This is a genomic window from Hasllibacter halocynthiae (assembly GCF_003003095.1).
In the GTDB taxonomy this organism is placed as follows: Bacteria; Pseudomonadota; Alphaproteobacteria; order Rhodobacterales; family Rhodobacteraceae; genus Hasllibacter; species Hasllibacter halocynthiae.
Window position 1 is genome coordinate 682268 of the sequence record NZ_PVTT01000001.1, and the last position, 24154, is coordinate 706421.

The 24154-nt window shown below is 70.7% G+C and carries 21 protein-coding genes; 14 read left to right on the forward strand and 7 right to left on the reverse strand.

The window, feature by feature from the left end; translation table 11 throughout:
• The 9 genes from dxr (at position 1) to lpxB (ending at position 9019) form a co-directional block, all read left to right on the forward strand.
• Entirely contained in the window at positions 1-1170 is a 1170-nt protein-coding gene (dxr, locus tag BCF33_RS03480) for a 1-deoxy-D-xylulose-5-phosphate reductoisomerase (protein WP_245883704.1), read from the forward strand.
• 4 nt (positions 1171-1174) lie between these two features.
• On the forward strand, positions 1175-2509 hold the full coding sequence (rseP, locus tag BCF33_RS03485) for an RIP metalloprotease RseP (protein WP_106159518.1): 1335 nt from the start codon (positions 1175-1177) through the stop codon (positions 2507-2509).
• 81 nt (positions 2510-2590) lie between these two features.
• Positions 2591-2758, forward strand: a complete 168-nt coding sequence (locus BCF33_RS13990) for a hypothetical protein (protein ID WP_158259347.1) — start codon at positions 2591-2593, stop codon at positions 2756-2758.
• 58 nt (positions 2759-2816) lie between these two features.
• On the forward strand, positions 2817-5132 hold the full coding sequence (gene bamA / locus BCF33_RS03490; protein ID WP_106159519.1) for an outer membrane protein assembly factor BamA: 2316 nt from the start codon (positions 2817-2819) through the stop codon (positions 5130-5132).
• Entirely contained in the window at positions 5132-5698 is a 567-nt protein-coding gene (locus tag BCF33_RS03495) for an OmpH/Skp family outer membrane protein (protein WP_106159520.1), read from the forward strand. The genes bamA and BCF33_RS03495 overlap by 1 nt, the downstream gene beginning before the upstream one ends.
• 71 nt (positions 5699-5769) lie before the next feature.
• Entirely contained in the window at positions 5770-6243 is a 474-nt protein-coding gene (gene fabZ / locus BCF33_RS03500) for a 3-hydroxyacyl-ACP dehydratase FabZ (protein ID WP_106159521.1), read from the forward strand.
• Positions 6240-7016, forward strand: coding sequence for an acyl-ACP--UDP-N-acetylglucosamine O-acyltransferase (gene lpxA, locus BCF33_RS03505; RefSeq protein ID WP_106159522.1), 777 nt, complete (start codon positions 6240-6242; stop codon positions 7014-7016). The genes fabZ and lpxA overlap by 4 nt, the downstream gene beginning before the upstream one ends.
• A 10-nt stretch (positions 7017-7026) precedes the next feature.
• Positions 7027-7848 (forward strand): LpxI family protein, encoded by an 822-nt coding sequence (locus BCF33_RS03510; protein ID WP_106159523.1) that lies wholly within the window; start codon positions 7027-7029, stop codon positions 7846-7848.
• A gap of 34 nt (positions 7849-7882) precedes the next feature.
• Positions 7883-9019, forward strand: coding sequence for a lipid-A-disaccharide synthase (gene lpxB / locus BCF33_RS03515; RefSeq protein ID WP_106160186.1), 1137 nt, complete (start codon positions 7883-7885; stop codon positions 9017-9019).
• On the opposite strand, the gene mnmA is transcribed toward lpxB, so the two are convergent.
• Entirely contained in the window at positions 9006-10133 is a 1128-nt protein-coding gene (gene mnmA / locus BCF33_RS03520; protein WP_106159524.1) for a tRNA 2-thiouridine(34) synthase MnmA, read from the reverse strand. The genes lpxB and mnmA overlap by 14 nt on opposite strands.
• Positions 10134-10248: 115 nt before the next feature.
• On the opposite strand from mnmA, the gene sciP reads away from it, so the two are divergent.
• The 4 genes from sciP (at position 10249) to recG (ending at position 15862) form a co-directional block, all read left to right on the forward strand.
• On the forward strand, positions 10249-10521 hold the full coding sequence (sciP, locus tag BCF33_RS03525) for a CtrA inhibitor SciP (RefSeq protein WP_106159525.1): 273 nt from the start codon (positions 10249-10251) through the stop codon (positions 10519-10521).
• 98 nt (positions 10522-10619) lie between these two features.
• A complete protein-coding gene (ctrA, locus tag BCF33_RS03530; protein ID WP_106159526.1) occupies positions 10620-11333 on the forward strand; it encodes a response regulator transcription factor CtrA in 714 nt (237 codons plus the stop codon).
• 159 nt (positions 11334-11492) lie between these two features.
• Positions 11493-13760, forward strand: coding sequence for an NAD-dependent DNA ligase LigA (gene ligA / locus BCF33_RS03535; RefSeq protein ID WP_245883705.1), 2268 nt, complete (start codon positions 11493-11495; stop codon positions 13758-13760).
• Positions 13757-15862 (forward strand): ATP-dependent DNA helicase RecG, encoded by a 2106-nt coding sequence (gene recG, locus BCF33_RS03540; RefSeq protein ID WP_106159528.1) that lies wholly within the window; start codon positions 13757-13759, stop codon positions 15860-15862. The genes ligA and recG overlap by 4 nt, the downstream gene beginning before the upstream one ends.
• Before the next feature lie 400 nt (positions 15863-16262).
• Here the strand turns inward: recG and BCF33_RS03545 are convergent, their stop codons facing one another.
• The gene (locus tag BCF33_RS03545; RefSeq protein ID WP_106159529.1) at positions 16263-16709 is read right to left on the reverse strand and encodes an iron-sulfur cluster assembly scaffold protein; all 447 of its coding nucleotides are present in this window, start codon (positions 16707-16709) and stop codon (positions 16263-16265) included.
• A gap of 58 nt (positions 16710-16767) precedes the next feature.
• Here BCF33_RS03545 and hisI point away from each other — a divergent pair, with 58 nt between their 5' ends.
• A complete protein-coding gene (gene hisI / locus BCF33_RS03550) occupies positions 16768-17136 on the forward strand; it encodes a phosphoribosyl-AMP cyclohydrolase (protein WP_106159530.1) in 369 nt (122 codons plus the stop codon).
• Here the strand turns inward: hisI and gluQRS are convergent.
• The 5 genes from gluQRS to gyrA form a co-directional block, all read right to left on the reverse strand.
• Positions 17025-17906 (reverse strand): tRNA glutamyl-Q(34) synthetase GluQRS, encoded by an 882-nt coding sequence (gluQRS, locus tag BCF33_RS03555; RefSeq protein WP_106159531.1) that lies wholly within the window; start codon positions 17904-17906, stop codon positions 17025-17027. The genes hisI and gluQRS overlap by 112 nt on opposite strands.
• Positions 17903-18514 (reverse strand): class I SAM-dependent DNA methyltransferase, encoded by a 612-nt coding sequence (locus BCF33_RS03560; RefSeq protein WP_106159532.1) that lies wholly within the window; start codon positions 18512-18514, stop codon positions 17903-17905. The genes gluQRS and BCF33_RS03560 overlap by 4 nt, the downstream gene beginning before the upstream one ends.
• Positions 18511-19863 carry a methylenetetrahydrofolate--tRNA-(uracil(54)-C(5))-methyltransferase (FADH(2)-oxidizing) TrmFO gene (gene trmFO, locus BCF33_RS03565; RefSeq protein ID WP_106159533.1) on the reverse strand — a complete coding sequence of 451 codons (1353 nt, stop codon included), beginning with the start codon at positions 19861-19863 and terminating at the stop codon, positions 18511-18513. Before trmFO ends, BCF33_RS03560 begins: the two co-directional genes overlap by 4 nt.
• Positions 19864-20129: 266 nt before the next feature.
• Positions 20130-21035, reverse strand: a complete 906-nt coding sequence (locus BCF33_RS03570) for a LysR family transcriptional regulator (protein ID WP_106159534.1) — start codon at positions 21033-21035, stop codon at positions 20130-20132.
• A gap of 77 nt (positions 21036-21112) precedes the next feature.
• Entirely contained in the window at positions 21113-23887 is a 2775-nt protein-coding gene (gene gyrA / locus BCF33_RS03575) for a DNA gyrase subunit A (protein WP_106159535.1), read from the reverse strand.
• Between the last annotated feature and the right edge of the window lie 267 nt (positions 23888-24154).

Sequence of the window (24154 nt, forward strand, 5' to 3'; positions counted from 1 at the left end):
GTGGCGCGCTCGATCACCGTCCTGGGCGCGACCGGTTCGGTCGGCGAGCAGACGCTGGATCTCGTCGGTCGCGAGCCGGATCGCTGGCGCGTCCATGCGGTCACCGGCGCCACCGGCATCGCGCGGCTGGCGGAGCTGGCCGTCGCCCACGACGCCGAGGTCGCCATCACCGCGCTGCCCGAATGCGTCGAGGCGCTGGCCGATGCCCTTGCCGGCACCGCCGTCCGCGCTGCTGGGCCCGAGGCGCTGGAGCACGAGGCCGCCGCCGCCGAGATCGCGGTGAACGGGATCGTGGGCGCCGCGGGCCTCGCGCCGTCCATGGCCGCGATCCGGGCGGGCCGGACGCTCGCGCTGGCCAACAAGGAGACGCTGGTCGCCGCCGGCGAGCTGGTGACGGCCGAGGTGGCGCGCCACGGCGCGACCCTCCTGCCGGTGGATTCGGAGCATTCGGCCCTCTTCCAGGCCCTCACGGGCGAGCCGCGCGACGAGGTCGAGCGCGTCGTCATCACCGCCTCGGGCGGCGCGTTCCGCGACTGGCCGCTCGAGAGGCTCGCCGCCGCCACCCCCGCCGACGCGAACGAGCACCCGAACTGGGACATGGGGCGGCGCATCACCATCGACAGCGCGTCCATGTTCAACAAGGCGCTCGAGGTCGTCGAGGCGCGCGAGCTGTTCGACCTTCGCCCAGGCCAGATCGAGGTCGTCGTCCACCCCGAGAGCATCGTCCACGCCCTGGTCGGCTTCCGCGACGGCGCCCTGATGGCCCATCTCGGCCCGCACGACATGCGCCATGCCATCGGCTATGCCCTGAACTGGCCGGGCAGGCGGCCGCTTCCGGTGGAGCGGCTGGACCTCTCCGCGCTCGGCTCGCTCAGCTTCCGCGCCCCGGACGAGGAGCGCTGGCCCGCCCTGCGCCTCGCGCGCGAGGTGATGGAGGCGCGCGGCCATGCCGGCGCGGCGTTCAACGCCGCCAAGGAGGTTGCGCTCGACGCGTTCATCGAGGGCCGGATCGGATTCCAGGACATGGCGGGCGTCGTCGAGGAGACGCTGACGCGCCTGTCCGGACGCGGCGACATCACGTCGCCCGTGCGAAGCCTTGAAGGCGCCCTTTCCGCAGACCAACTGGCGCGGGACGAGGCGGCGAGGATCGCCGCCGCCATCGGGGACTGACTGCATGGAAAGCCTGATCGGCGCCTTCGGGGGCCTTGCCTGGACGCTTCTTGCCTTCGTGGTCGCCCTGTCCGTGATCGTCGCGATCCACGAATACGGCCATTACATCGTCGGCCGGTGGTCCGGCATCTACGCGGAGGTGTTCTCGATCGGGTTCGGGCCGGTCCTCTTCTCCCGCACCGATCGGCGGGGCACGCGCTGGCAGGTCGCGGCCATCCCGGCAGGCGGCTACGTCAAGTTCCTGGGTGATGCCAACGCCGCCTCCGTCGGCACGGACCATGCGGCGATGGCCGGGATGGGGCAGGACCGGCGCAGGCATACCATGCAGGGCGCACCCCTCTGGGCGCGGGCCGCCACCGTGGCGGCGGGGCCGATCTTCAACTTCGTCTTCTCCATCCTGATCTTCACGGGCGTCGCGCTCTGGTCCGGGCAGCCCTCCGACCCCCTTGCGGTGGAATCCCTTCGGGACGTCGGCGTGGACGCGTCCGCGTTCGACATCGAGGCCGGCGACGTGCCCCTGGCCATCGCCGGCCAGCCCCTGCCAGATGAGGACCTGGGCGACTGGGGCGAGGCCCTGCCCGCCGAGCGGATCCTCGGCTGGACGGTCCTGCGCGACGGGGGCGAGGTCGTGGTTCCCGGCCCGCATCCGTTTCCGCCGCTCGTCGGAGGCGTGCAGCCGCGCAGCGCGGCGGACGACGCCGACCTGCGGCCCGGCGACGTGATCGTCGCGATCGACGGCAACCCCATCGCCAGCTTCGCGCAACTTCGCGCCTCCGTCCTCGCGGCCGGGAGCGATGGCCTGTCGTTGACGGTCCGGCGCGACGGCACCTCGTTCGAGACGGCGCTCGCCCCGCGGCGCATGGACGTTCCGCTGCCCGAGGGTGGCTTCGAGACGCGCTGGCTGATCGGCGTCACCGGCGCGCCCGCCTTCGTCCCGGCCACGGAATCGGTCGGTCCCTGGCAGGCCCTGATCGGCGGGGCCGCGCAGCTCTGGCTCGTCCTGCGCTCCTCCCTGGAAGGTCTCTGGAGCATCGTGACCGGCGCGATCTCGAGCTGCAACCTCTCGGGGCCCGTGGGCATCGCGGAGACCGCGTCGAGCATGGCGAGCCAAGGCGGACAGAGCTTCGTCTGGTTCGTCGCGGTCCTCTCGGCCGCGGTCGGCCTCCTGAACCTCTTTCCGATCCCGGTCCTCGACGGTGGCACGCTCGCCTTTCATGCCTACGAGCTGGCGACCGGCCGCAAGCCATCGGATCGGGCGCTCAACGTGCTGATGGTCGGCGGCCTCGCCTTGATCGGGACCTTGATGATCTTCGCGCTCTTCAACGACTTCGTCTGCTGAGGCGTCGCCTCACCGTTCCGCACTTCGGCCCCATTCGCGCCGCAATTGCATTCCATCGGAACGGGTGAAGGAGCGAAGTCCATGAACTCGATCGTGCGAACATGCCTCGGCGGCTCGCGGGCCCTGGGCCTCGCGGCCCGCCTCAACGGGGACCGAGTTCTGGCGACCACCGTGCTTCTGGGCGCGCTCGCGCTCGGCGCGCAGGTGGCGAGTGTGATCGTTGCGACAGGGTCGTCCACGGCGTTTTGACAGCCTGCGGACCCTCGGCTATCCCGACCGAGGGTTAGTTGGCTAGGGATCGGGGCACATGAAGAAGCGGCCTGTCGCGCGCACGCGCGCGCTCAGAGGCGGGGCGCGCGCCCTGGTGGCTGCCGTCGCGACGACGACGGCGCTGGCCACGTCGGCTTATGGGCAAAGCTTCAATTCGGTCCGCGTGGTAGGCAACGAGCGCACGCCATCGGCCACCGTCCTCAGCTATCTTGGCGCGGGCGGCGGTACGGCGACGGCCGCGCAGATCAACGACGGGTACCAGGCCCTCGTGAACTCCGGCCTCTTCGAAAGCGTCGAGCTCGTCACCGAAGGCTCGTCGCTCGTCGTGCGCGTGGTGGAGCGTCCGACGATCAGCCGCATCGCGATCGAGGGGAACCGGCGCCTCGAGGACGAGGACCTGCGCCAGTTCATCGAGAGCACGCCGCGCCGCGTCTTCACCCCTGCACAGGCCGAGGCCGACGCCGACACCATCGCTGCCGTCTATGCCGAGCAGGGGCGCGTCAGTGCGACGGTCACCCCGCGGATCATCCGGCGGCCCGACAACCGCGTCGACCTCGTCTTCGAGGTCGACGAGAGCGGGGTCGTCGAGATCGAGCGGCTGAGCTTCACCGGAAACCGCGCCTTCACGGACCGACGCCTGCGCCGCGTCCTGGAGACCAGGCAGGCCGGCCTTCTCCGGCGTATCGTGCGGGCGGACACCCTGCTCGAGCCCCGGCTCGAACTGGACCGGCGCCTTCTGCAGGACTTCTACCTCGCGCGGGGCTACGCCGATTTCGACATCCTGTCCGTGAACGTCGAGCGCACGCCCCAGCGGGACCGCGACTTCGTGACCTTCAACGTCCAGGAAGGTCAGCAATACAGGATCGGCCGCGTCGTCGCCGTCTCCGAGGTCGACGGCATTCCCGCCGCGCCCTTCACCGCCGAGTTGCGGTTCCGCCCGGGCGCGGTGTTCTCCCCATCCGTGGTCGAGCAGAACATCGTGCGGCTCGAGGAGGTCGCGACCCGCCGCGGCGACCGCTTCATCCGGATCGAGCCCGAGATCGATCGCGACCCCCGGACCGGGATCGCGAACGTCATCCTGCGGGTCCAGCGCGGGCCCCGCGTGTTCGTCGAGCGCATCGACATCGAAGGCAACGCGACGACGCTGGACCGCGTGATCCGCCGGCAATTCCGCACCGTCGAGGGCGATCCGTTCGACCCACGCGAGGTCCGCGCCGCCGCCGAGCGCATCCGCGCGCTCGGCTTCTTCTCGGACGTGGCGGTCGACACGGTGGAAGGGTCCGAGCCGGGCCTCGTCGTGGTGGACGTCGACGTAGAGGAGACGACGACCGGCTCGCTCTCCTTCGGCGCGTCCTATGGCGGGGAGTCCGGCGTCGGCTTCAACGTCGCCTTCGGCGAGCGCAACTTCCTCGGCCGCGGACAGGCCATCGCGCTTCGCTTCGCGCGCACGTCCGACAGCATCACGGGCAGCTTCGACTTCTTCGAGCCGGCCTTCCTCGGCCGCGACGTCGGCGCGGGCTTCCGCATCTACGCCAACTCGACCGACAGCCTGAACGCCAGCTTCAACACCGAATCGATCGGCTTCAGCCCCCGCCTCGTCTTCCCCGTGAGCGATAACGGCCGGGTCGAGCTGCGCTACCGCATCGAGCAGAACGGACTCGACATCCCGGAGGGAGCGACCGGCGTCGCCCCGCTCATCGTGTCGGAGGCATCGCGCGGCGACCTTCTGACGAGCGCGATCGGATACACCTATACGCTGGACCGGCGGAACCTGCCGGGCGATCCGGATATCGGTTACGCGTTCAGCTTCGGCCAGGACTTCGCGGGCATCGGCGGCGATGCGCGATACGTGCGGACGGTCGCCACGGCCCAGGCCGAACGCGCCGTGCTGCGGGGGGAGGTCAACCTCCGCGCCGAGATCGAAGGCGGCGCGATCATCGCCCTCGACGACTACGAGACACGCGTGACCGAACGGTTCTTCACCTCCGGGCGCACCTTCAGGGGTTTCGAGAGCCGGGGCATCGGCCCCCGCGACGGCGCGGTCGAGGATGGCGATCCGCTGGGCGGCAACTACTATGCGGTCGCCCGGATCGAGGGGGACTTCCCCCTCGGCTTCCCGGAGGAGTACGGCTTGCGCGGCGGCGCGTTCCTCGACGTCGGCTCGGTCTGGGGGTTGGACGTGCCGACCAATGCCGAAGGTTCGGACGAGGCGGCGCTGCGCGCGGCGATCGGCGTGTCGCTCTTCGTCATCAGCCCATTCGGGCCGCTTCGGTTCAACTTCTCGCGCCCCCTGGTCGAGGAGGAGTTCGACCGCGTCCGCAACTTCGACTTCACCATCGCCACCGAGTTCTGATGGGTCTGACCCTCCGGCCCGTGCTGCTGGCCGCCGCGCTCGCCGTGGCGGTGCCGGCGACGGCGCAGGACGTCGCGGAAGGGGTTCTCGTCCTCGACCGGGAGAGGGTGCTTGCCGAATCGCGGCTCGGCTCGGCGCTCCTCGCGGAGATCGACGAGGAGGGCCGCGACCTCGCCGCGGAGAACACCTCCATCCAGGAGGAGCTTCGCGCCGAGGAAGCCGCCCTGACCGAGCGGCGCGACGCGATGGATCCGGACGCCTTCCGCGCCGCGGCGACCGCCTTCGACGAAAGGGTGCAGAGCCTGCGCGCCGCGCAGGACGCCAAGACCCGCGCCCACCTCGCCCGGCGGGACGCCGTGCCGGACCTCTTCTGGGATCAGGCGCTGCCCATCCTCGCCGGCATCCTCGAGGAGCGGGGCGCCGGCCTCCTACTCGATCGAGGCGACGTCTTCCTTTCCTCCGACGACCTCGACATCACGGACGAGGCCGTCGCGCGCATCGACGCCGCCACGATCGAGAGGGCGCGCGAGGAGGACGGCGAGGGCGCGCAGCCGGCGGCCGAATGACCACCCCCTCGCTGGACGGCGCGGGGGCTGGCTGATACCTCGCGCCGGACCTTCCCGCAGAGGAGCGCCCCGTGACGCAGGACGTCCCCAAGACCGCCGACATCGACCTGATCAAGCGGGTCCTGCCGCACCGCTACCCTTTCCTCCTCGTCGATCGCGTGATCGACATCGAGGCCGGATCGTCGGCCACGGGGATCAAGAACGTCACGTTCAACGAGCCGCATTTCCAAGGCCACTTCCCCTCCACGCCCATCATGCCGGGCGTGACCATCATCGAGAGCATGGCGCAGACCTCCGCCGTCCTCGTCGGACTGTCCGAGGGACTGATCGACACGGACATGCTGGTCTACTTCATGGCCATCGAGAAGGCGAAGTTCCGGCGCATGGTCGTGCCCGGCGACCGGCTGGAGATGCGGATCGAGATCCTTCGCGCGGGGTCCAAGATCATGCGCTTCGGCGGCCGTGGGACCGTGGACGGGCAACTCGCCTGCGAGGCGGAGTTCACCGCCATGATCGATCGTAACGGCGGCAAGGACGCCGCGTGATCCACCCGCTCGCAGTCGTCGAGGAAGGCGCGAGCGTCGGCGAGGGCTGCGAGATCGGTCCCTTCGCCGTCGTCGGCCCGCAGGTCGTGCTTGGGGCGGGCTGCGTCCTCAGGCCCCATTCCGTCGTGACGGGCGACACCGAGCTGGGCGAGGAATGCCAGGTCTTCCCGGGCGCCGTGGTGGGCGAGGTGCCGCAGGACCTGAAATACCGGGGCGAGCCTGCAATCCTGCGGATCGGCGCGCGGAACGTCATCCGCGAAGGGGCGACGCTGAACATAGGTACCGAAGGGGGCGGTGGCGAGACGGTCGTCGGCGACCGCAACCTCTTCATGACGGGCGCGCATGTCGGCCACGACGCCCGCATCGGGAGCGGCTGCGTCGTCGCGAACCAAGCCGCCATCGCGGGGCATTGCGTGATCGAGGACGACGTCGTGATCGGCGGCCTCTGCGGCATCCATCAGTTCGTGCGGATCGGCCGGGGGGCCATCATCGGCGCGCTGGCGATGGTGACGAACGACGTGATCCCCTACGGCCTCGTGCAAGGCCCCCGGGGCGAGCTCGATGGGTTGAACCTGGTCGGAATGAAGCGCCGGGGGGTCGAGCGGTCCGACATTACGGCGCTGCGGGCCGCATATGCGACGCTTAAGCAGGGCGAAGGCTCCTTCGCGGAGCGGGCCCGCCGCCTCAACGACGAGACCGACAGCGCCATGGTCCGCGAGGTTTGCGCCTTCGTCCTCTCGGACAGCGACCGGCATTTCCTGGTGCCGAAGTGAGCGCGCCCGCATGACCGGGGGGCCGGAAGGCCCGTTGGGGATCCTCGCGGGTCGGGGCGATCTGCCCAGGGCCATAGCTGAAGCGCGCTCGGGCCGGGGGCTGCCGTATCTGGTGATCGCGCTGAAGGGGTTCGCAGGCGCTTGGGCAGAGGATCACCCCCACGCACGACTGCCGATGACGGCCCCCTCACGCATCCTAGCGGCACTGCGGGGGGCGGGGTGCAGGACGGTCGTCGCTGCCGGCGGGGTCGAGCGGCCGCCGCTGCGGGCCCTCACCGATCCCGTGGCCCTGCGTTGGCTGCCGCGCCTCGCCCCCGCCGCGATGCGGGGGGACGACGCGCTGCTACGGACGGTGCGGGCGCTGCTGGAGGGCGAAGGGTTCGCCCTCGTCCCACCGCACGCGGTCCTGGACCTGACCGTCGCCGAGGGCCACCGCGCCGGCCCGCCCCCTTCCCAGATCGACGCAGCCGACGCCGAACGGGGCGAGGGCGTCCTCGCCGCACTCGGCCCGCTCGACGTGGGGCAGGGGTGCGTCGTCGCCTCCGGCAGGGTCCTGGGGATCGAGACGATCCAGGGCACCGACGCGATGCTGCGGTTCGTCGCCGAGACGCGCGGGGCAGGGCAGGGCGCGGAAGGGGGCGTCCTGGTGAAGCGCAGCAAGCCGGGCCAGGATCGCGCGCTGGACCTGCCGGCGGTCGGCCCCAAAACGATCCGCAGCGCGGTGGAGGCCGGCCTGCGGGGCATCGCCTTCGAGGCGGGCGGCGTGCAGGTGCTGGAAGGGACCACCGGCGCCGCCGAGGACGCGGGCCTCTTCTTGTGGGCACGGCCTTGATCCGCCCTCCGGCGGGATTTCGGCGCGCTCCGTGCTGAAGGCGTTCCTCATGGCCGGCGAGGCGTCGGGCGACGCGCTCGGGGCCGCGCTGCTGCGCGGGCTTCGCGCCGAAGGGGCGCAGGTCGATGCCCGCGGCATCGCAGGCCCCTTGATGCGCGCCGAGGGAATGGAAAGCCTGTTTCCCATGGACGAGCTTTCCGTCATGGGCCTGGCCGAAGTGCTGCCGAGATACCTCGACCTCCGCCGGCGCATCCACGACACGGCCCGTGCCGCCATCGCGTTCGGGCCCGACGTGGTCGTCGGCATAGACAGCCCCGATTTCTGCCTGCGCGTGGACCGGCTGATTCGCGCGATCCGCCCTGCGCAACCGGTGGCGCACTACGTCGCACCGTCCGTCTGGGCATGGCGGCCGGGCCGGGCGGTGAAGATGGCCCGCGACGTCGATCACGTCCTCGCCCTCCTGCCGTTCGAGCCGCCTTACATGGAAGCTGCGGGCATGAGCTGCGACTTCGTCGGCCACCCCGTAGCGGCAGAGCCGGTCGCCTCGCCGGAGGTCGCGCGGGCCTTCCGGAAGGCGCACGACCTCTGCGGCCGCGTCCTCGCCGTCCTGCCCGGAAGCCGTGCGGGCGAGATAGCGCGCATGGCCCCGGTCCATGGCGCCGCGCTGCGCCCCATCCTTGCCGCACATCCTGAACTGGCCGTTGTGGTGCCCGTGGCGCCCGGTCGACGGGCGCAAGTGGAGGCCGCCGTCGCCGGCTGGCCCGTCCGCCCCGTCCTCGTCGAGGGCCCGGAGGCACGCCGCGTAGCCTTCGCGGCGGCCGATGCGGCGCTCGCGACATCCGGCACCGTCAGCCTCGAGCTGGCGCGGCAGGGCTGTCCGATGGTCATCGCCTACGACATGGCGCCACTTACCCGGATGATCCTCTCGCGGATGGTGCGGGTGGATACCGTGACGCTCGTGAACCTCGTCTCCGAGACGCGCGCCGTGCCGGAGTTCATCGGTCGGAACTGCCGGCCGGACGCCATCGCGGCGGCCGTGCTGTCGGTGCTGGCGGACCCCGCCGCCCAGCAGGCCGCCATGGCCCTGACGATGGAGCGCCTCGGCGCGGACGGGCCCGATCCCGGCCGGCGCGCGGCCCGGTCGGTCCTGGACCTCCTCAGCCGGCGGTGATCCAGCCGCCGCCCAGCACGCGGGTGCCTTCGGGGGCGTAGAACACACAGGCCTGCCCGGGCGACACGCCCCGTTCCGCCGCCGCCAGCTCGACGCTCGCGCGGCTCCCCTCGATCCGGAGCACGGCGTCGCGCGGCGGCACGGTGGAGCGGACCTTGGCCCGGATCTCGTGAACGCCCTCGGGCGGCCCGTCGCCGAGCCAGTTCACCTCCTTTAGGGGGACGGTCCGGGTGGCCAGCATCTCCTTCGGGCCGACGACGACCTGCCTGGCCTCCGCGTCCAGCTTCACGACGTAGAGCGGCTCGGCCAGCCCGCCGAGGCCCAGGCCCCTGCGCTGCCCGATCGTGTAGCGGATCACCCCGTCATGGGTGCCCAGGACGCGGCCGTCCGCGTGGACGACGTCGCCGGGCTGCGCGGCGCCGGGCCGGAGCTTCTCGATGACCGCCGCGTAGTCGCCGTCCGGCACGAAGCAGATGTCCTGGCTGTCGGGCTTGTCCGCGACCGGGAGGCCGAACCGTGCGGCCAGCGCCCGCGTCTGCGCCTTCGTGGCCAGCCCGCCGAGCGGGAAGCGCAGGAAGGCGAGCTGCTCCCTCGTCGTCGAGAACAGGAAGTAGGACTGGTCGCGCACGGGATCGGCCGCCATGTGCAGTTCGGGACCGCCGGGCCCGTCGAGGCGGCGGATGTAGTGACCGGTGGCCATGCAATCGGCGTCGAGGTCGCGCGCCGTCTCCAGCAGGTCCTGGAACTTCACGCGCTCGTTGCAGCGGATGCAGGGCACGGGGGTCGCGCCGCCCAGGTAGGCGTCCGCGAACTCGTCGATCACGGCCTCGCGGAACTTCGATTCGTAGTCGAGCACGTAGTGGGGGAAGCCCATCGCCTCGGCCACGCGGCGGGCGTCGTGGATGTCACGCCCCGCGCAGCAGGCGTTCGCCTTCTGGATTGCCGCACCGTGGTCGTAGAGCTGCAGCGTCACGCCGACCGTATCGTAGCCCTCCGACGCTAGGAGCGCCGCGACCGCGCTGCTGTCCACCCCGCCCGACATCGCGACCACCACCCGCGTCTCGGCGGGTGGCAGACCGAAGCCGAGCGTGTCGGTGGTGCGGGCGCCGTCCATCGGATCCTCCGGGGCAGGACATGCCCGATATGGTAGAATGCTCCATATCTGCAAGGCTCGCTTTCACCGGACGTTAAGCGGCGGGCGGCTTCAGTCCTCCCCGATGGAGGATGCCATGTATCTGCGAAAGACCGACGGGCCCCGCGCCGTGTCACTGCCGGAAGGCGGACGAATGACCATGGGCGACCTGCCCCCGAAGGGCACCATGCGCTGGGTGGCGGCCCGAAAGGCGGCCGTGGTCAGGGGCGTGCGATCGGAGCTGGTGACGCGCGAATGGGCGATGGAGGCTTACGACCTCTCCGCGGAGGAGCTCGACGGCTGGATCGCGATGAGCGCGCGTCATGGCGACGGTGCCCTTCGCACCACTGCTTTGAAGAAATACCGATAAATTGACGCAGCCCGCCTCAGGCCGCTGCACCGGCGGTAACGGTGCGTTAACGTTTCCATGCGATAGGTGACGACGGGCCGACGAAAGCGAGGCGAAGAATGCGAATCCTTTTGATCGAGGATGATCCGACCACCGCGCGAAGCATCGAGCTGATGCTCACGCACGCGAACCTGAACGTCTACGCCACCGATCTCGGCGAAGAGGGAATCGACCTCGCCAAGCTCTACGACTACGACCTGATCCTTCTCGACCTGAACCTGCCGGACATGAACGGGCACGACGTGCTCCGGCAGCTGCGCCTCGCGCGGATCGACACGCCGATCCTGATCCTCACGGGCGAGGACGACACGGAGAACAAGATCAAGGGTTTCGGCTTCGGTGCGGACGATTACCTGACCAAGCCCTTCCATCGCGACGAGCTGGTCGCACGGATCCACGCGATCATCAGACGCTCCAAGGGACATGCCCAGTCGGTGATCGAGACGGGTCCGATCCGGGTCAACCTCGACGCCAAGACCGTCGAGGCAGGCGGGAAGCCGGTGCATCTGACGGGCAAGGAGTATCAGATGCTCGAGCTGCTGAGCCTTCGGAAGGGGACGACCCTCACGAAGGAGATGTTCCTCAACCATCTCTACGGCGGGATGGACGAGCCCGAGCTGAAGATCATCGACGTCTTCATCTGCAAGCTCCGCAAGAAGCTGTCGGATGCGACCGGCGGCGACAACCGGATCGAGACGGTCTGGGGCCGCGGCTACGTCCTGCGCGACCCTGCGGCGGCTGCCGGAACGCCGCCGCTGGTCCTGCGCGCCTGAAGCGGGCGCACGGCGCGGGTACGGCCCCCCAAGGGACGGGGGGGTATTTCGCCGCGGCGAATGGCGGCGCAGGCCGTTGCCGCGTGGACCGGCGTGCCTTCCGGCACTAGGACTCGGGCCGGGTTAACCGGGCGGGACTTGATAGTGCGGACCAAGGACGTGGACAGGCTCGATGCGGGGGAGGCGGCAGCCGAGCTCGCGGTGCTCGCCGAGCGGCTGAACGATGCCAACTCGGCGTATTACGCCGAGGATGCGCCCGCGCTCTCGGATGCGGAGTACGACGCGCTGAAGCGTCGCAACGTCGCGATCGAGGCGAGGTTCCCCGACCTCAAGCGCCCGGACAGCCCCACCGACGCCGTCGGCGCGGCCCCGGCCGACGCGTTCGAGACCGTTCCCCACGAGATGAGGATGTTGTCCTTGGGCAATCTCTTCGAGGACGCCGAGGTGTTCGAGTTCGACGCCGGCATCCGCCGCTATCTCGGTCTCGGTCCCGATGCGCCGCTCCGCTACACGGCCGAGCCGAAGATCGACGGGCTGTCGCTGTCCCTTCTCTACGAGGACGGCCGCCTCGTGCGGGCCGCGACGCGCGGCGACGGCCGCGAGGGCGAGGACGTGACGCGCAACGCCCGCACGATCGCCGACATTCCCGAACAGGTCCCCGGCGCCCCCACCCGGATGGAGGTCCGGGGCGAGGTCTACATGTCCCATCGCGACTTCTCGGCGCTGAACTCCCGGCAGGGGGAGGTGGGGGGCAGGATCTTCGCCAATCCCCGCAACGCGGCGGCGGGAAGCCTTCGCCAGCTCGATCCGGCGATCACGGCGGCCAGGCCGCTGCGCTTCTTCGCCTATGCCTGGGGCGTCCTGTCGGAGCCGCTCGCAGAAACCCAGCACGACGCGCTCGAACGGCTCGGGAAGATGGGCTTTCCCGTGAACGACCGCACGCGCCTTTGCGACGGGCCCGCCGAGATGATTGCGCAGTACCGCGAGATCGAGGTCGCGCGCGCCGAACTCGGCTACGACATCGACGGCGTCGTCTACAAGGTCGACGACCTCGGCTATCAGGCGCGGCTCGGCACGCGCAGCACCACGCCCCGCTGGGCCATCGCGCACAAGTTCCCGGCCGAGCGGGCCTGGACCCGCCTTGTCGGGATCGACCTGAACGTCGGGCGGACGGGCGCCCTGTCGCCGATCGCGCGGCTCGAGCCGGTGACCGTGGGCGGCGTCGTCGTCTCGAACGCGACGCTCCACAACGAGGACTACGTCGCAGGCGTTGGCTCTGACGGGGTGCCGATCCGCCCGGGCGAGGATCCCGGCGCCCCGGACGCACCCGCCCCGAAGGGCCGCGACGTGCGCGTCGGCGACCGGATCGAGGTGTACCGCGCCGGCGACGTGATCCCGAAGGTGGCCGGAGTGGACCTCGCCGCGCGCCCGGCGGACGCGGTACCCTGGGCCATGCCCGCGACCTGCCCCGAATGCGGCAGCCCGGCCACCCGCGAACCCGGCGAGAGCGTACGCCGCTGCACCGGCGGCCTGATCTGCCCCGCTCAGCGCGTCGCCCGCCTCAAGCATCTCGTCTCCCGTGCGGCGCTGGACGTGGAGGGTCTCGGCGACAAGGAGGTCGAGCGGTTCCATGCCCTGGGCTGGCTGCGCGCCCCCGCGGACGTCTTCGCCCTGCCGGAGCGGCACGGTCCCGGCGCCGCGCAGCAGGTGCGCAATCTGGAGGGCTGGGGCGAGCAGTCGGCCGCCAACCTCTTCGCGGCGATCGAGGCGGCGCGGACGCAACCCTTGGGCAAGGCGATCTTCGCCCTCGGGATCCGGCATGTCGGCGAGGTCGCGGCGCAGGTCTTGGCTAGGCACTACGGGAGTTGGCCCACGCTCGCCCGGGCGGTCGATGCGGCCCATCCGGCCGCGACCCGCCATCGCGAGGCGGAGGAGGCGGTGCGCGCCGAGCGGGCGGCCGCGAAGGCCGAGAGCCGCCGCGCGCGCACGAAGCCCGTGCGCGATGCGGTCTGGAACGACGTTCCGGTCCCCGACGACGCCCGCGCGGCCTGGGACGACCTCGTCGGCATCGAGGGAATCGGCGCGACCCTCGCGCTCGCCCTGTCAGACGCCATGGCCGCCGGGGAGGAGCGGGCGGCGATCGACGCGCTGATGGACGCGCTCGCCCTCCGCTCGCCTGAGGCGACCGCGGAAGGGCACGCGCTCTCCGGCAAGACCGTGGTGTTCACCGGCTCGCTCGAACGGATGACGCGGGCGGAGGCGAAGGCAAGGGCCGAGGCGCTCGGGGCCAAGGTCTCGGGCAGCGTGTCGGCGAAGACGGACCTCGTCGTGGCAGGGCCGGGCGCGGGGTCGAAGGGTCGCAAGGCGGAGGAGCTGGGGATCGAGACCGTCGACGAGGAGGGCTGGCTGACGCTGGCTGGCGCATGAGCCGCGCGCGCCGCGGCGGTGGCCGGCCCGAGATCCTCTGGCCTCTCTTCGCCGGCCTCGAGAAGCTGGACGGGATCGGACCCAAGACGGCCGCCGCCTTCGAACGCCTGCGCGTCGAGAGCCCGCGCGACCTTCTCTTCCTGCTGCCTTCCGCGGTGATCGACCGACGCCCGCGCGAGACGGTGCAGGGTGCGCCTGTGCCTTCGGTCGTCACGGTCGAGGTGACGGTGATCCGCCACCACGCCGCCACCGCCCCCGGCCGGCCCGACCGCGTCCACGTCCGCGACGCCAAGACCGAGTTCGTGTTGATCTACTTTCACGCGCGGGGCGACTGGCTGTCGCGGCTCTTGCCGGTGGGCGAGCGGCGGATCGTGTCCGGCAGGCTCGAGATCTATGACGGCGTGCATCAGATGGCGCACCCTGACTACGTTCTCGCCCCTGGCGAGGCCGAGGAGCTGCCGCGCTTCGAGGCGGTCTATCCGATGGCGGACGGGATCACGAAGAAGGCGATGGCCAAGGCGCAGGCCGACGTGCTCTCCCGTGCGCCCGATTTGCCCGAGTGGGTGGAGCCGTCGCTGAAGGCGAAGGAAGGCTGGCCGGGCTGGCACGATGCCATCCTTGCCGCCCATGCGCCCGAAGGGGCCGACGACGTCCTTCCCGACGCGCCCGCGCGCCGCCGCCTGGCATATGACGAGATCTTCGCCCATCAACTGACCCTCGCCCTCGTCCGGCGCGAGGCGCGGGCCCGGCCGGGACGGCCTTCGGACGGTGACGGGCGGATGCGGCGCGAGGTGCTGTCCGTCCTGCCCTACGCGCCCACAGGCGCGCAGCAGCGGGCGATGGACGAGATAGCCGCCGACATGGCGGATACGCGGCGCATGAACCGGCTGCTGCAGGGCGACGTGGGGGCAGGTAAGACGCTGGTCGCGCTGATGGCGCTGCTGACGGTTGTAGAGGCGGGCGGGCAGGGGGTGCTGATGGCCCCGACCGGCATCCTCGCGCAGCAGCACATGCAGGCGCTGGCCCCCCTGGCGGACGCGGCGGGCGCGCGGATCGAGCTTCTGACCGGGCGCGATGCGGGCCGCACCCGTGCCGACAAGCTCGGCCGGCTGGAGAATGGGGATACCGACATCCTCGTCGGCACCCACGCTGTCTTTCAGGACGACGTCACCTTCCGCGACCTTCGGCTTGTGGTGGTCGACGAGCAGCACCGCTTCGGCGTGCGCGAGCGGCTGCGCCTGGGCGAGAAGGGCCTCGCGCCCGACCTTCTCGTGATGACGGCGACGCCGATCCCCCGGTCGCTGTCCCTTGCGCAGTACGGCGACATGGACGTCAGCATCCTCGACGAGAAGCCCCCGGGCCGACAGCCCATCCGCACCGTCCTGATCCCGGACGCGCGCTACGACGAAATCGTCGAGCGCCTGCGCACCGCCGTCGCCGAGGGCCGGCGCGCCTACTGGGTCTGCCCTCTGGTCGAGGATTCGCACGCGGTCGACATGACGGCGGCGACGCACCGCTTCGAGCGTCTGAAAAGGGCCCTCGGGGGCAAGGTCGGGCTGGTGCACGGCCAGATGCCGCCGGCCGAGAAGGACGCCGCCATGGCCGATTTCGTCGCGGGCCGCACGCAGGTCCTGGTGGCGACGACCGTGATCGAGGTCGGCGTCGACGTGCCCGAGGCGACGATCATGGTGATCGAGCGGGCGGACGCCTTCGGCCTCGCCCAGCTTCACCAGCTCAGGGGCAGGGTGGGCCGCGGGTCGGGCGCTTCGTCCTGCCTGCTGATGTATGGCCCCGAAGTAGGCGAGACGGCGCGCAAGCGGCTGGAGCTTCTGCGCGAGACCGAGGATGGGTTCCGCATCGCGGAGGAGGATCTGACGATGCGCGGGGCGGGCGACGTACTGGGCACGGCACAGTCCGGCCTGCCGCGCTTCCGCATCGCCGATCTCGAGCGCCAACCGGGCCTCATGCGGATGGCGCAGGACGACGCGCGCCTGCTTCTCGAGACGGACCCCGACCTCGCGAGCGATCGGGGCGAGGCGGCGCGGCTGCTGCTCTGGCTGATGGAGCAGGACAAGGCGATCCGGCTCATCCGCGCGGGCTGAGTTTCACTTTTCGTGCATGTTCACACAAAGTTCTTGCTGAATGGTTAACGGCGTGAGAACAGAACGGAAACGAAGAGCAGAAGAGGGCCCAAGCTCATGCAGGACTTCCTTGCCATCCTTTCCTACCAGCCCCGTGCGGCCTTGCGGGATGCGGTCGCGCTTGCCGGGCTGACCGGCGCCCTGTTCGCCGCGCTCCACGCCCCGCTGCTCTGATCGAAGCCTGTACGCCCGTCCCCGGGCGCCAGCGGATGTTCTGCCCGGACCCGTCGCGCCTCTACCAAGCTGAAGGGATCGTCGGTCTTTCCGGCCGGCGGCCCGAAGGCCGCGCATCGTCCCATTCGGGTCCAACCTCGAGCCGCCGCTTGATCCCCCCCGTGGGACCTCGCGGCGGCCTTTTTCTTCAGGCGGCCTTCGCCTCGGCCTGCGCGACGGCTTCGGCCAGGGCCTCGGCGGCCAACAGGATCGAGGCGTGGCGGTTGCGGTAGTCGCGCGCCGGCTCCAACACGGCGAGGCCTTCCCAGGGCGCTTCGGGAACCAGCCCGCCCGACAGCATCCCGCGCAGCGCGTCGCGTCCGGCCTCCACCTCGGCCCGGCTCCGGCCGATGGCCGCCCCGCCGATCACGGACGCCGCCGCCTGGCCCAAGGCGCAGGCCTTCACGTCCTGGGCATAGTCCGCCACCCGCCCGTCCCGCACCACGACATCCACCGTCACGGCCGAGCCGCAGAGCGGCGAGCGCCTGGTAACGCTCGCGTCCGGCGCTTCCAGCCGCCCGGTGCGCGGCATCTCGGCGGCCAGCGCCAGGATGCGATGGGAGTAGAGCTTGATTAGGTCGGTCTCGGCGGTCATTGGCGTTCCTTCGGCGCTGCCCATAGATAGGCGCGTCCCGAAGGAAAGGAAACGCGACGTGATCGATCTGGCCGGCCTTCAGTACGATCCGCGCGGTCTTGTGCCCGTCGTCGCGCAGGACGTCGACGGGACCGTCCTCATGCTGGCCTGGATGAACCGCGAGGCGGTCGAGCGGACGCTCGCGACGGGCCGTGTGACCTACTGGTCCCGCTCGCGCGCCGCGTTCTGGGAGAAGGGGGCCACCTCGGGCCACACCCAAAGCCTGGTCGAGATGCGCGCCGACTGCGACTCGGACGCCCTCCTCGTCGTCGTCCGTCAGGAAGGGCCGGCTTGCCACACCGGCGTGCGATCCTGCTTCGGCGTCGGCGGCCGTGCCACCCCGGCGAGCGCGGCGACCTCCGGGGGCGAGAGGCCGTCCTCGCGGTAGCGGCGGATCGCCCGGCTGCCGTCGATCTTCGCCAGACGCCTGCCATGGGCGTCTCGGACGAGGTCGTGGTGGTGGTAGATCGGCGTCGGCAGCCCGAGGAGGGTCTGCATCGCGACATGCAGCGGCGTTGCAGTCCAGAGGTCCGCACCCCGCACGACATGGGTGATCTGCTGCAGCGCGTCGTCGTGGACGACCGCGAGATGGTAGGCGGGATCGCCCGTCCCCTTCCGCACCAGGACCGGATCGCCCATCCCTGCGATCAACGCGCCGGGGTCGACCTCGTGACGACCGGGGTGGAGCGGCCCCGTCTCCTCGAATGCCGGCGGGGAAAGGCCGTCCAGCGCCCGCGCGAGGTCGAGGCGCAGCGCGTCTCCGGACTGACGATCCGATAGGCGCCGGCCGCGGCAGGTGCCGGGATAGACGAGCCCGTCGGTCCCGGGGGTGCCGCCCGCTTCGGCGATCTGCCGCCGCGTGCAGGAGCACGGATAGATCAGCCCGCGGGCCGCCAGAGGGTCCACCGCCGCGAGGATTCCGCCCCGGTGATCCGACTGGCGGCGCGGCGTCCCGCTCCATCCGAACCCTAGCCAGCGCAGATCGTCGACCAACGCGCGTTCGAACTCGGGCCGGCTCCGGGTGCTGTCGGTGTCCTCGATCCGCAGAAGCACCTCGGCCCCGACATCGTGCCCGACATGCTGCACGGTCAGCGCGGAACGGGCGTGCCCGAGGTGCAGCAGGCCCGTGGGCGAGGGTGCGAAGCGCGTTCGCCTCACCCGCGCCGGATCACGACGACGCGGGACCGAAGGCCGATGCCGGGCAGATGCTCGCCGTCCTCGGCCTCCAGCAGCGTATGAGGCGAGGGGGCCAGCGAATCGAGGCGGGCCCTGGCTTCCGGATCGGCGAGGGAGTGATCGTTGAGCGAGAGGACGAAGAGCGCGCCGGACCCCATGGCCGCCAGGACGTCGTCGAAGAGGGTGAAGGGCGCGGCGCCGGCGCCGATCACGCCGACGCAGGCGACGGCCGCATAGGACCGGACGTCGATCCCCTCGAACGGCGCCTCGGGCGAGACGTGGTGGAGCGTCCGGTGCGCGCCGCGCACCCTAGCCTGGGCCAGCATCCCCTCGGACACGTCCGCCCCGTCGATCGCGGTGAAGCCCGCCGCGCGGAAGGCCGCGCCGGAGAGCCCCGTGCCGCAGCCGTAGTCGAGGATCGGCGCTGCCCTGTCCGGCAGGTGCCGGGCAAGCGCTTCGGCGCAGCGGCGCGGCGTGGCATACCCGTTCTCGGCGACCTCGGCGTCGTAGCTTTCCGCCCACCGGTCGTAATGGGCATTCACCGCCTCCTGGGTGCGGGCGCCGTAGGCGTCCTCGAGGAACCCGCTCATGCCGCCTCGGCCTCCGTCGTTCCCAGCCATGCGTGCCAATCGGCCTTGGCGCGGTCCGTGTAGGCGAGGTAGCGGTCCCTGCGCCCCCGCCTGCCGCCCTTGGCGTCGATCGGGGGGAAGAGGCCGAAGTTCACGTTCATCGGCTGGAAGGTCTTGGCCTCCGCCCCGCCGGTGACGTGATGCATCAGGGCGCCGGTGGCGGTCGTGCCCGGGGGGGTCGGCATCGGTCGGCCGAGGATCTCGGCCGCGGCGAGGCGGCCCGCCAACAGGCCGCATGCGGCCGATTCAACGTAGCCCTCGACCCCCGTTATCTGCCCGGCGAACCGGACGTTGGGACGCGAGCGAAGGCGCAACTGGCCGTCGAGAAGGATCGGCGAGTTCAGGAACGTGTTCCGGTGGATGCCCCCGAGACGGGCGAAGCGCGCCTCCTCCAGCCCGGGAATCATACGCAGGACATCGGCTTGCGCGCCGTACTTCATCTTCGTCTGGAAGCCGACGATGTTCCAGAGCGTTCCCAGCGCGTTGTCCCGCCGCAGCTGCACGATCGCCCAGGGCTTCACGTCCGGCGCGTGGGGGTTCGTCAGGCCCACGGGCTTCATGGGGCCGTGGCGCAAGGTCTCGCGCCCGCGTTCGGCCATCACCTCGATGGGAAGGCAGCCGTCGAAGTAGCCGGCGGTCTCGCCCTCCTTGAAGGGGGCTTTCTCGGCGCCGAGGATCGCGTCGATGAACGCTTCGTAGGTGGCCCGGTCCATCGGGCAGTTCAGATAGGCGGTCCGCTCCTCCTCCGTGTCGCCCTTGTCGTAGCGGGACTGGAACCATGCCTTGGACAGGTCGATGCTGTCGAAGTGGACGATGGGCGCGATGGCGTCGAAGAAGGCCAGGGCGTCGGCGCCCGTCTCCTCCGCGATCGAGGCGGCGAGGGCGCTGCCCGTCAGGGGGCCGGTCGCGACGATCCAGTCGCCCTCGCACGGCAGCTCGCAGACCTCGCCGGGGACCATTTCGATCAGCGGCTCGGCGCGGATCGCGTCCGTGACGGCTTCGGCGAACGGGTCGCGGTCCACCGCCAGGGCGCCGCCCGCGGCAAGGCGGTGCCGGTCGGCGGTGCGCATGATCAGGCCACCCGCCTCGCGCATCTCCCAATGGAGGAGGCCGACGGCGTTCCGCTCGTCGTCGTCGGACCGGAACGAGTTGGAGCATACCATCTCGGCCAGCGATCCGGTGCGGTGCGCGAAGGTGCCGACATGGGGCCGCATCTCGTGTAGACGGACGGGGACGCCGATGCGGGCGGCCTGCCAGGCGGCCTCGGCCCCGGCCATGCCGCCGCCGACGATGTTCAGGATGCGCGTCATCCACGCCTTCTACGTCAGCGGGGCCAGCGGTGGAAGGGAAGGCCCCCGGGATTTCGGGCGCCCGCCCAGGACAGGGACAGAGCATGGAACGGGCGCCCGGGGCGCTGCGGCTCTCCCCCAGGGTATGATCCCGGACCGCAACACCGTGACTTCATGGAAGCACGTCCACGGCGGCGTTACAGCGTCATCCGATGACCGGCGGTGCGATCGGCGGAATTCTTAACCTAGTTTGCCCGATGAGGGCGAACGACCGCCGAGGGATGCCACTACTGCGCGGCGATCTCGATCTCGTCCTGGACGTTCGCCCATGCGGTGCTGCGGAAGCATTCGATCACCCAATCGGCCGTGGCTCGCACCGCCATGTCGTCGCGGCGAGACTGATGGAACGCCAGCCAGAACTCGAGCTCGACGGCGCCGCCGCCGTTCTCGACCTTCTCGAGGTCGGCGTCCCGCGCGCCCACGATGTCGGGAATGACGCCCGGCAAGCCGGTGGACTTCATCGCGCCGACCATATGCTCGAACTGATCGCATCGCACGGTCGGATCGCCTTCGTAGATCGAGTGGCCCAGGACGGCCGACGGCGCGTCGTCGTATTCCGAGGAAAGGCCGACCCAGCCCCCCGCCGGGCCCCTGCGCCCGCGCGGCACGTAGGGATGGAAGCTGACGCTGCCGACGCGTCGCGCGATCAAGCGGCCCGCTTCGGGACGGCCGAAGCGGATGAAGAGGTCGGCCTCGCCCAGGCCGGTGCTCTGGACCTTGTTGCGCAGGCTCAGGCGCAGGTTCGGGTGCGTGGCGACCAAGGTGCCGATATGGGGCAGCAGGATGGACGAGATGATCACGGGCGACGCCGCGAGGCGGATCGGGCTGAGTCCCCGGCCGACCGTCTGGCGGGCGTTGTTCTCCTCCCGGGCGACCTGGGCCTCGAACTCCTCGGCGGCGCGGATCAGCCCCTGCGCGACCTGGGTCGCCCGCCAGGATCCGCCGGTCTTGACGAAGAGGGGGGTGGCCGCGCTCTCGGTGAGGCGTTCGATCCGGCGGGACACCGTCGCGACGTTCGTTCCCAGGCTGCGGGCCGCCGCCGTCATGGTGCCCCGGCGGGAAAGGGCCAGCATGAACTTCATGTCGTCCCAGTTGTCCATGGCGCTCCCCCGCCCGTCGTCCTTCGGCGTCATCGTCGCCTCATGTCCCGCCCATGGCGAGGGGAGAAAGCGGGCGAAAGCAGCGACATACTGACACGCGCAACCCCAGGTTAGCTGGCATTCCCGGATGGCGCCACGGCCTCCGCGTCGGTCGCGACGTCCTCGCCCTGGTCGGCGATGAGGGCGACGGCGACGACCTCCTCGCCCGCGCGGGTCTGGAAGATGCGTACCCCGCCCGCGCTGCGCGAGCGGAAGGAGACCCCCTCGATCGGGGTGCGGATCGACTGGCCCGTGCTGGTCGCCAGCATGATCTGGTCGTCCCGCTCGACCGGGAAGGAGGCGACGAGGGGCCCGCCCCGCATCGATTTGTCGATTGCCATGACGCCCATGCCGCCCCGGCCCCGCACCGGATAGTCGTGCGAAGACGACAGCTTGCCCGAGCCTCCGGAGGTGATCGTGAGGATCAGCTCCTCCTCCGCCGACATCTCTGCGTAGCGCTCGGTCGAGAGGGCGGCCTCCTCGGCGGTGTCCTCCTCCTCGACCTCGGCGGACGCCTCCTCCTCGGTGACGCCCTCCATGGCGCGGCGGCGCTTGAGGAAGGCGACACGCTCGCCCGGGGTGGCCTCGAAGTGGCGGATGACGGACATCGACACGACCTCGTCCCCCGGGGCGAGGCGGATGCCCCGCACGCCGGTCGAGTCGCGCGACGCGAAGACGCGGACGGCCGTGGAGGGGAATCGGATCGCCCGGCCCATGCGGGTGACGAGCATCACGTCGTCGTCCTGCGACGCGATGCGGGCGTTCACCAGGGTCACGCCATCGGGCAGCTTCATCGCGATCTTGCCGTTGCGCATGACGTTCGTGAAGTCCGAGAGCCTGTTGCGCCGAACGTCTCCGGCGGAGGTGGCGAAGACGATCTGGAGATCGCCCCAGTCGTCCTCGTCCCGGTCGATGGGCAGGATGGCCGCGACCCCCGTTCCGGGGTCCATGCCCTGGATGATGTTGTTGAGGGGCCGCCCCTTCGCGGTGCGGCTGCCCAGTGGAAGCTGCCAGGTCTTCAGCTTGTAGACGATCCCGCCAGTGGTGAAGATCAGCAGGGGCGTGTGCGTGTTGGCCACGAAGAGGCGCGTGACGATGTCGTCGTCCTTGGTCGACATCGAGCCGAGGCCCTTGCCGCCCCTCCGCTGGGCGCGGAACTCGGACAGGGCGGTGCGCTTGGCGTAGCCGGTCGACGTGATGGTGACGGCCATGTCCTCGCGCTCGATCAGGTCCTCGTCCTCCATGTCGCCGGACCATTCGACGATCTCCGTGCGGCGCGGCACGGCGAAGGCGTCGCGCACGGCGCGCATCTCGGAGGCGACGATCTCCATGATGCGGGCGCGGGAGGCGAGGATGGCGAGGTAGTCGGCGATCCGCTCGGCGAGCTGCTCAAGCTCGTCCGTGACCTCGCTGACGCCGAGCTGGGTGAGCCGCTGGAGGCGCAGCTCGAGGATGGCGCGGGCCTGCGTCTCGGAGAGGTTGTAGGTGCCGTCCTCGTTCACAGGATGGAGGGGGTCGTCAATGAGCCGCAGGAACGGCAGGATCTCCTCGGCCGGCCAATCCCTCGTCATCAGCCTCTCGCGCGCCTCGGCCGCGTCGGCGGAGGAGCGGATGGTCTGCACCACCTCGTCGACGTTCGAGACGGCGACGGCGAGGCCGCACAGGATGTGCGACCGCTCGCGCGCGCGGCGCAGCTCGTAGGCGGTGCGGCGGGCGATCACCTCCTCGCGGAAGGCGAGGAAGGCGGTCAGGAAGTCGCGCAGGGCCAGCGTCCTGGGCCGCCCGCCGTCGAGGGCGAGCATGTTGCACGCGAAGGAGATCTGCATCGGCGTGAACCGGAAGAGCTGGTTCAGCACCACCTCGGGCGTGGCGTCGCGCTTCAGCTCGACGACGACGCGCACGCCGACCCGGTCGGATTCGTCCGCGACGCCGGAGATGCCCTCGATCCGCTTGTCGCGCGCGGCCTCGGCGATGCGCTCGACCATGCCGGCCTTGTTCACCTGATAGGGAATCTCGTCCACGACGATGGCGAAGCGGTCCTTGCGGATCTCCTCCACATGAGTCCTGGCGCGGACGATCACGCTGCCGCGCCCTTCGGTATAGGCCTTGCGGACGCCGGACTGGCCCAGGATCAGCCCGCCGGTGGGGAAGTCGGGGGCACGGACGTGCTCCATCAGCTGGAGGTCGTCGAGGTCGGGGTCGTCGATCAGCGCGAGAGTGGCGTCCACCACCTCGCCGAGGTTGTGCGGCGGGATGCGGGTGGCCATGCCGACCGCGATCCCCTCCGACCCGTTGACGAGGAGGTTCGGATAGCGGGCGGGAAGGACGACGGGCTCGCGCTCCTTGCCGTCGTAGTTGTCCTGGAAATCGACCGTGTCCTTGTCGATGTCGTCGAGCAAGGCCCTGGCGGACTTCGCCAATCTCGATTCGGTGTAGCGCATCGCGGCCGGGCTGTCCCCGTCCATCGAGCCGAAGTTGCCCTGCCCGTCGATCAGCGGCAGCGACATGGAGAAGTCCTGCGCCATCCGCACGAGGGCGTCGTAGATCGCCGAGTCGCCGTGCGGATGGTAAGAGCCCATGACGTCGCCGACGGGCTTCGCGCTCTTGCGGTATTGCTTGTCGTGGACGTAGCCCCGCTCGTCCATGGCGTAGAGGATGCGGCGGTGGACGGGCTTGAGGCCGTCGCGCAGGTCCGGGATCGCGCGGCTGACGATGACCGACATGGCGTAGTCGAGGAAGCTCGACGTCATCTCGCTCGAGATGTCGATGGTGGGGCCGGCGTGCTCCATCACCGGGTGGACCGGGGATCCTCCTTCGTCTTCAGGGATTTCCGGAACGTCGCTCATGTAGATTCCCCGAGTCGTCGGACACCATATCTTGTGGGACGAAGATAGGCTTTCCGGCCGCTGGTCACAAGCGCGCAAGGCCTCCGGCGACGTTAACCGGGCCGAAAGGTCCGCGCGCTAGGATGGGGCCATGCTAGGTGCGAATCGATCCTTCAGGCGACGAGGCGGCCCCATCGCGGCGGCGGCCATCCCGGCCCGGTGCAGGGCGTGCACGGGCGAGGTGCGTCCGGCGGTTCGGGAAGGGGATGGCATCGGCGCCGTCTTCCG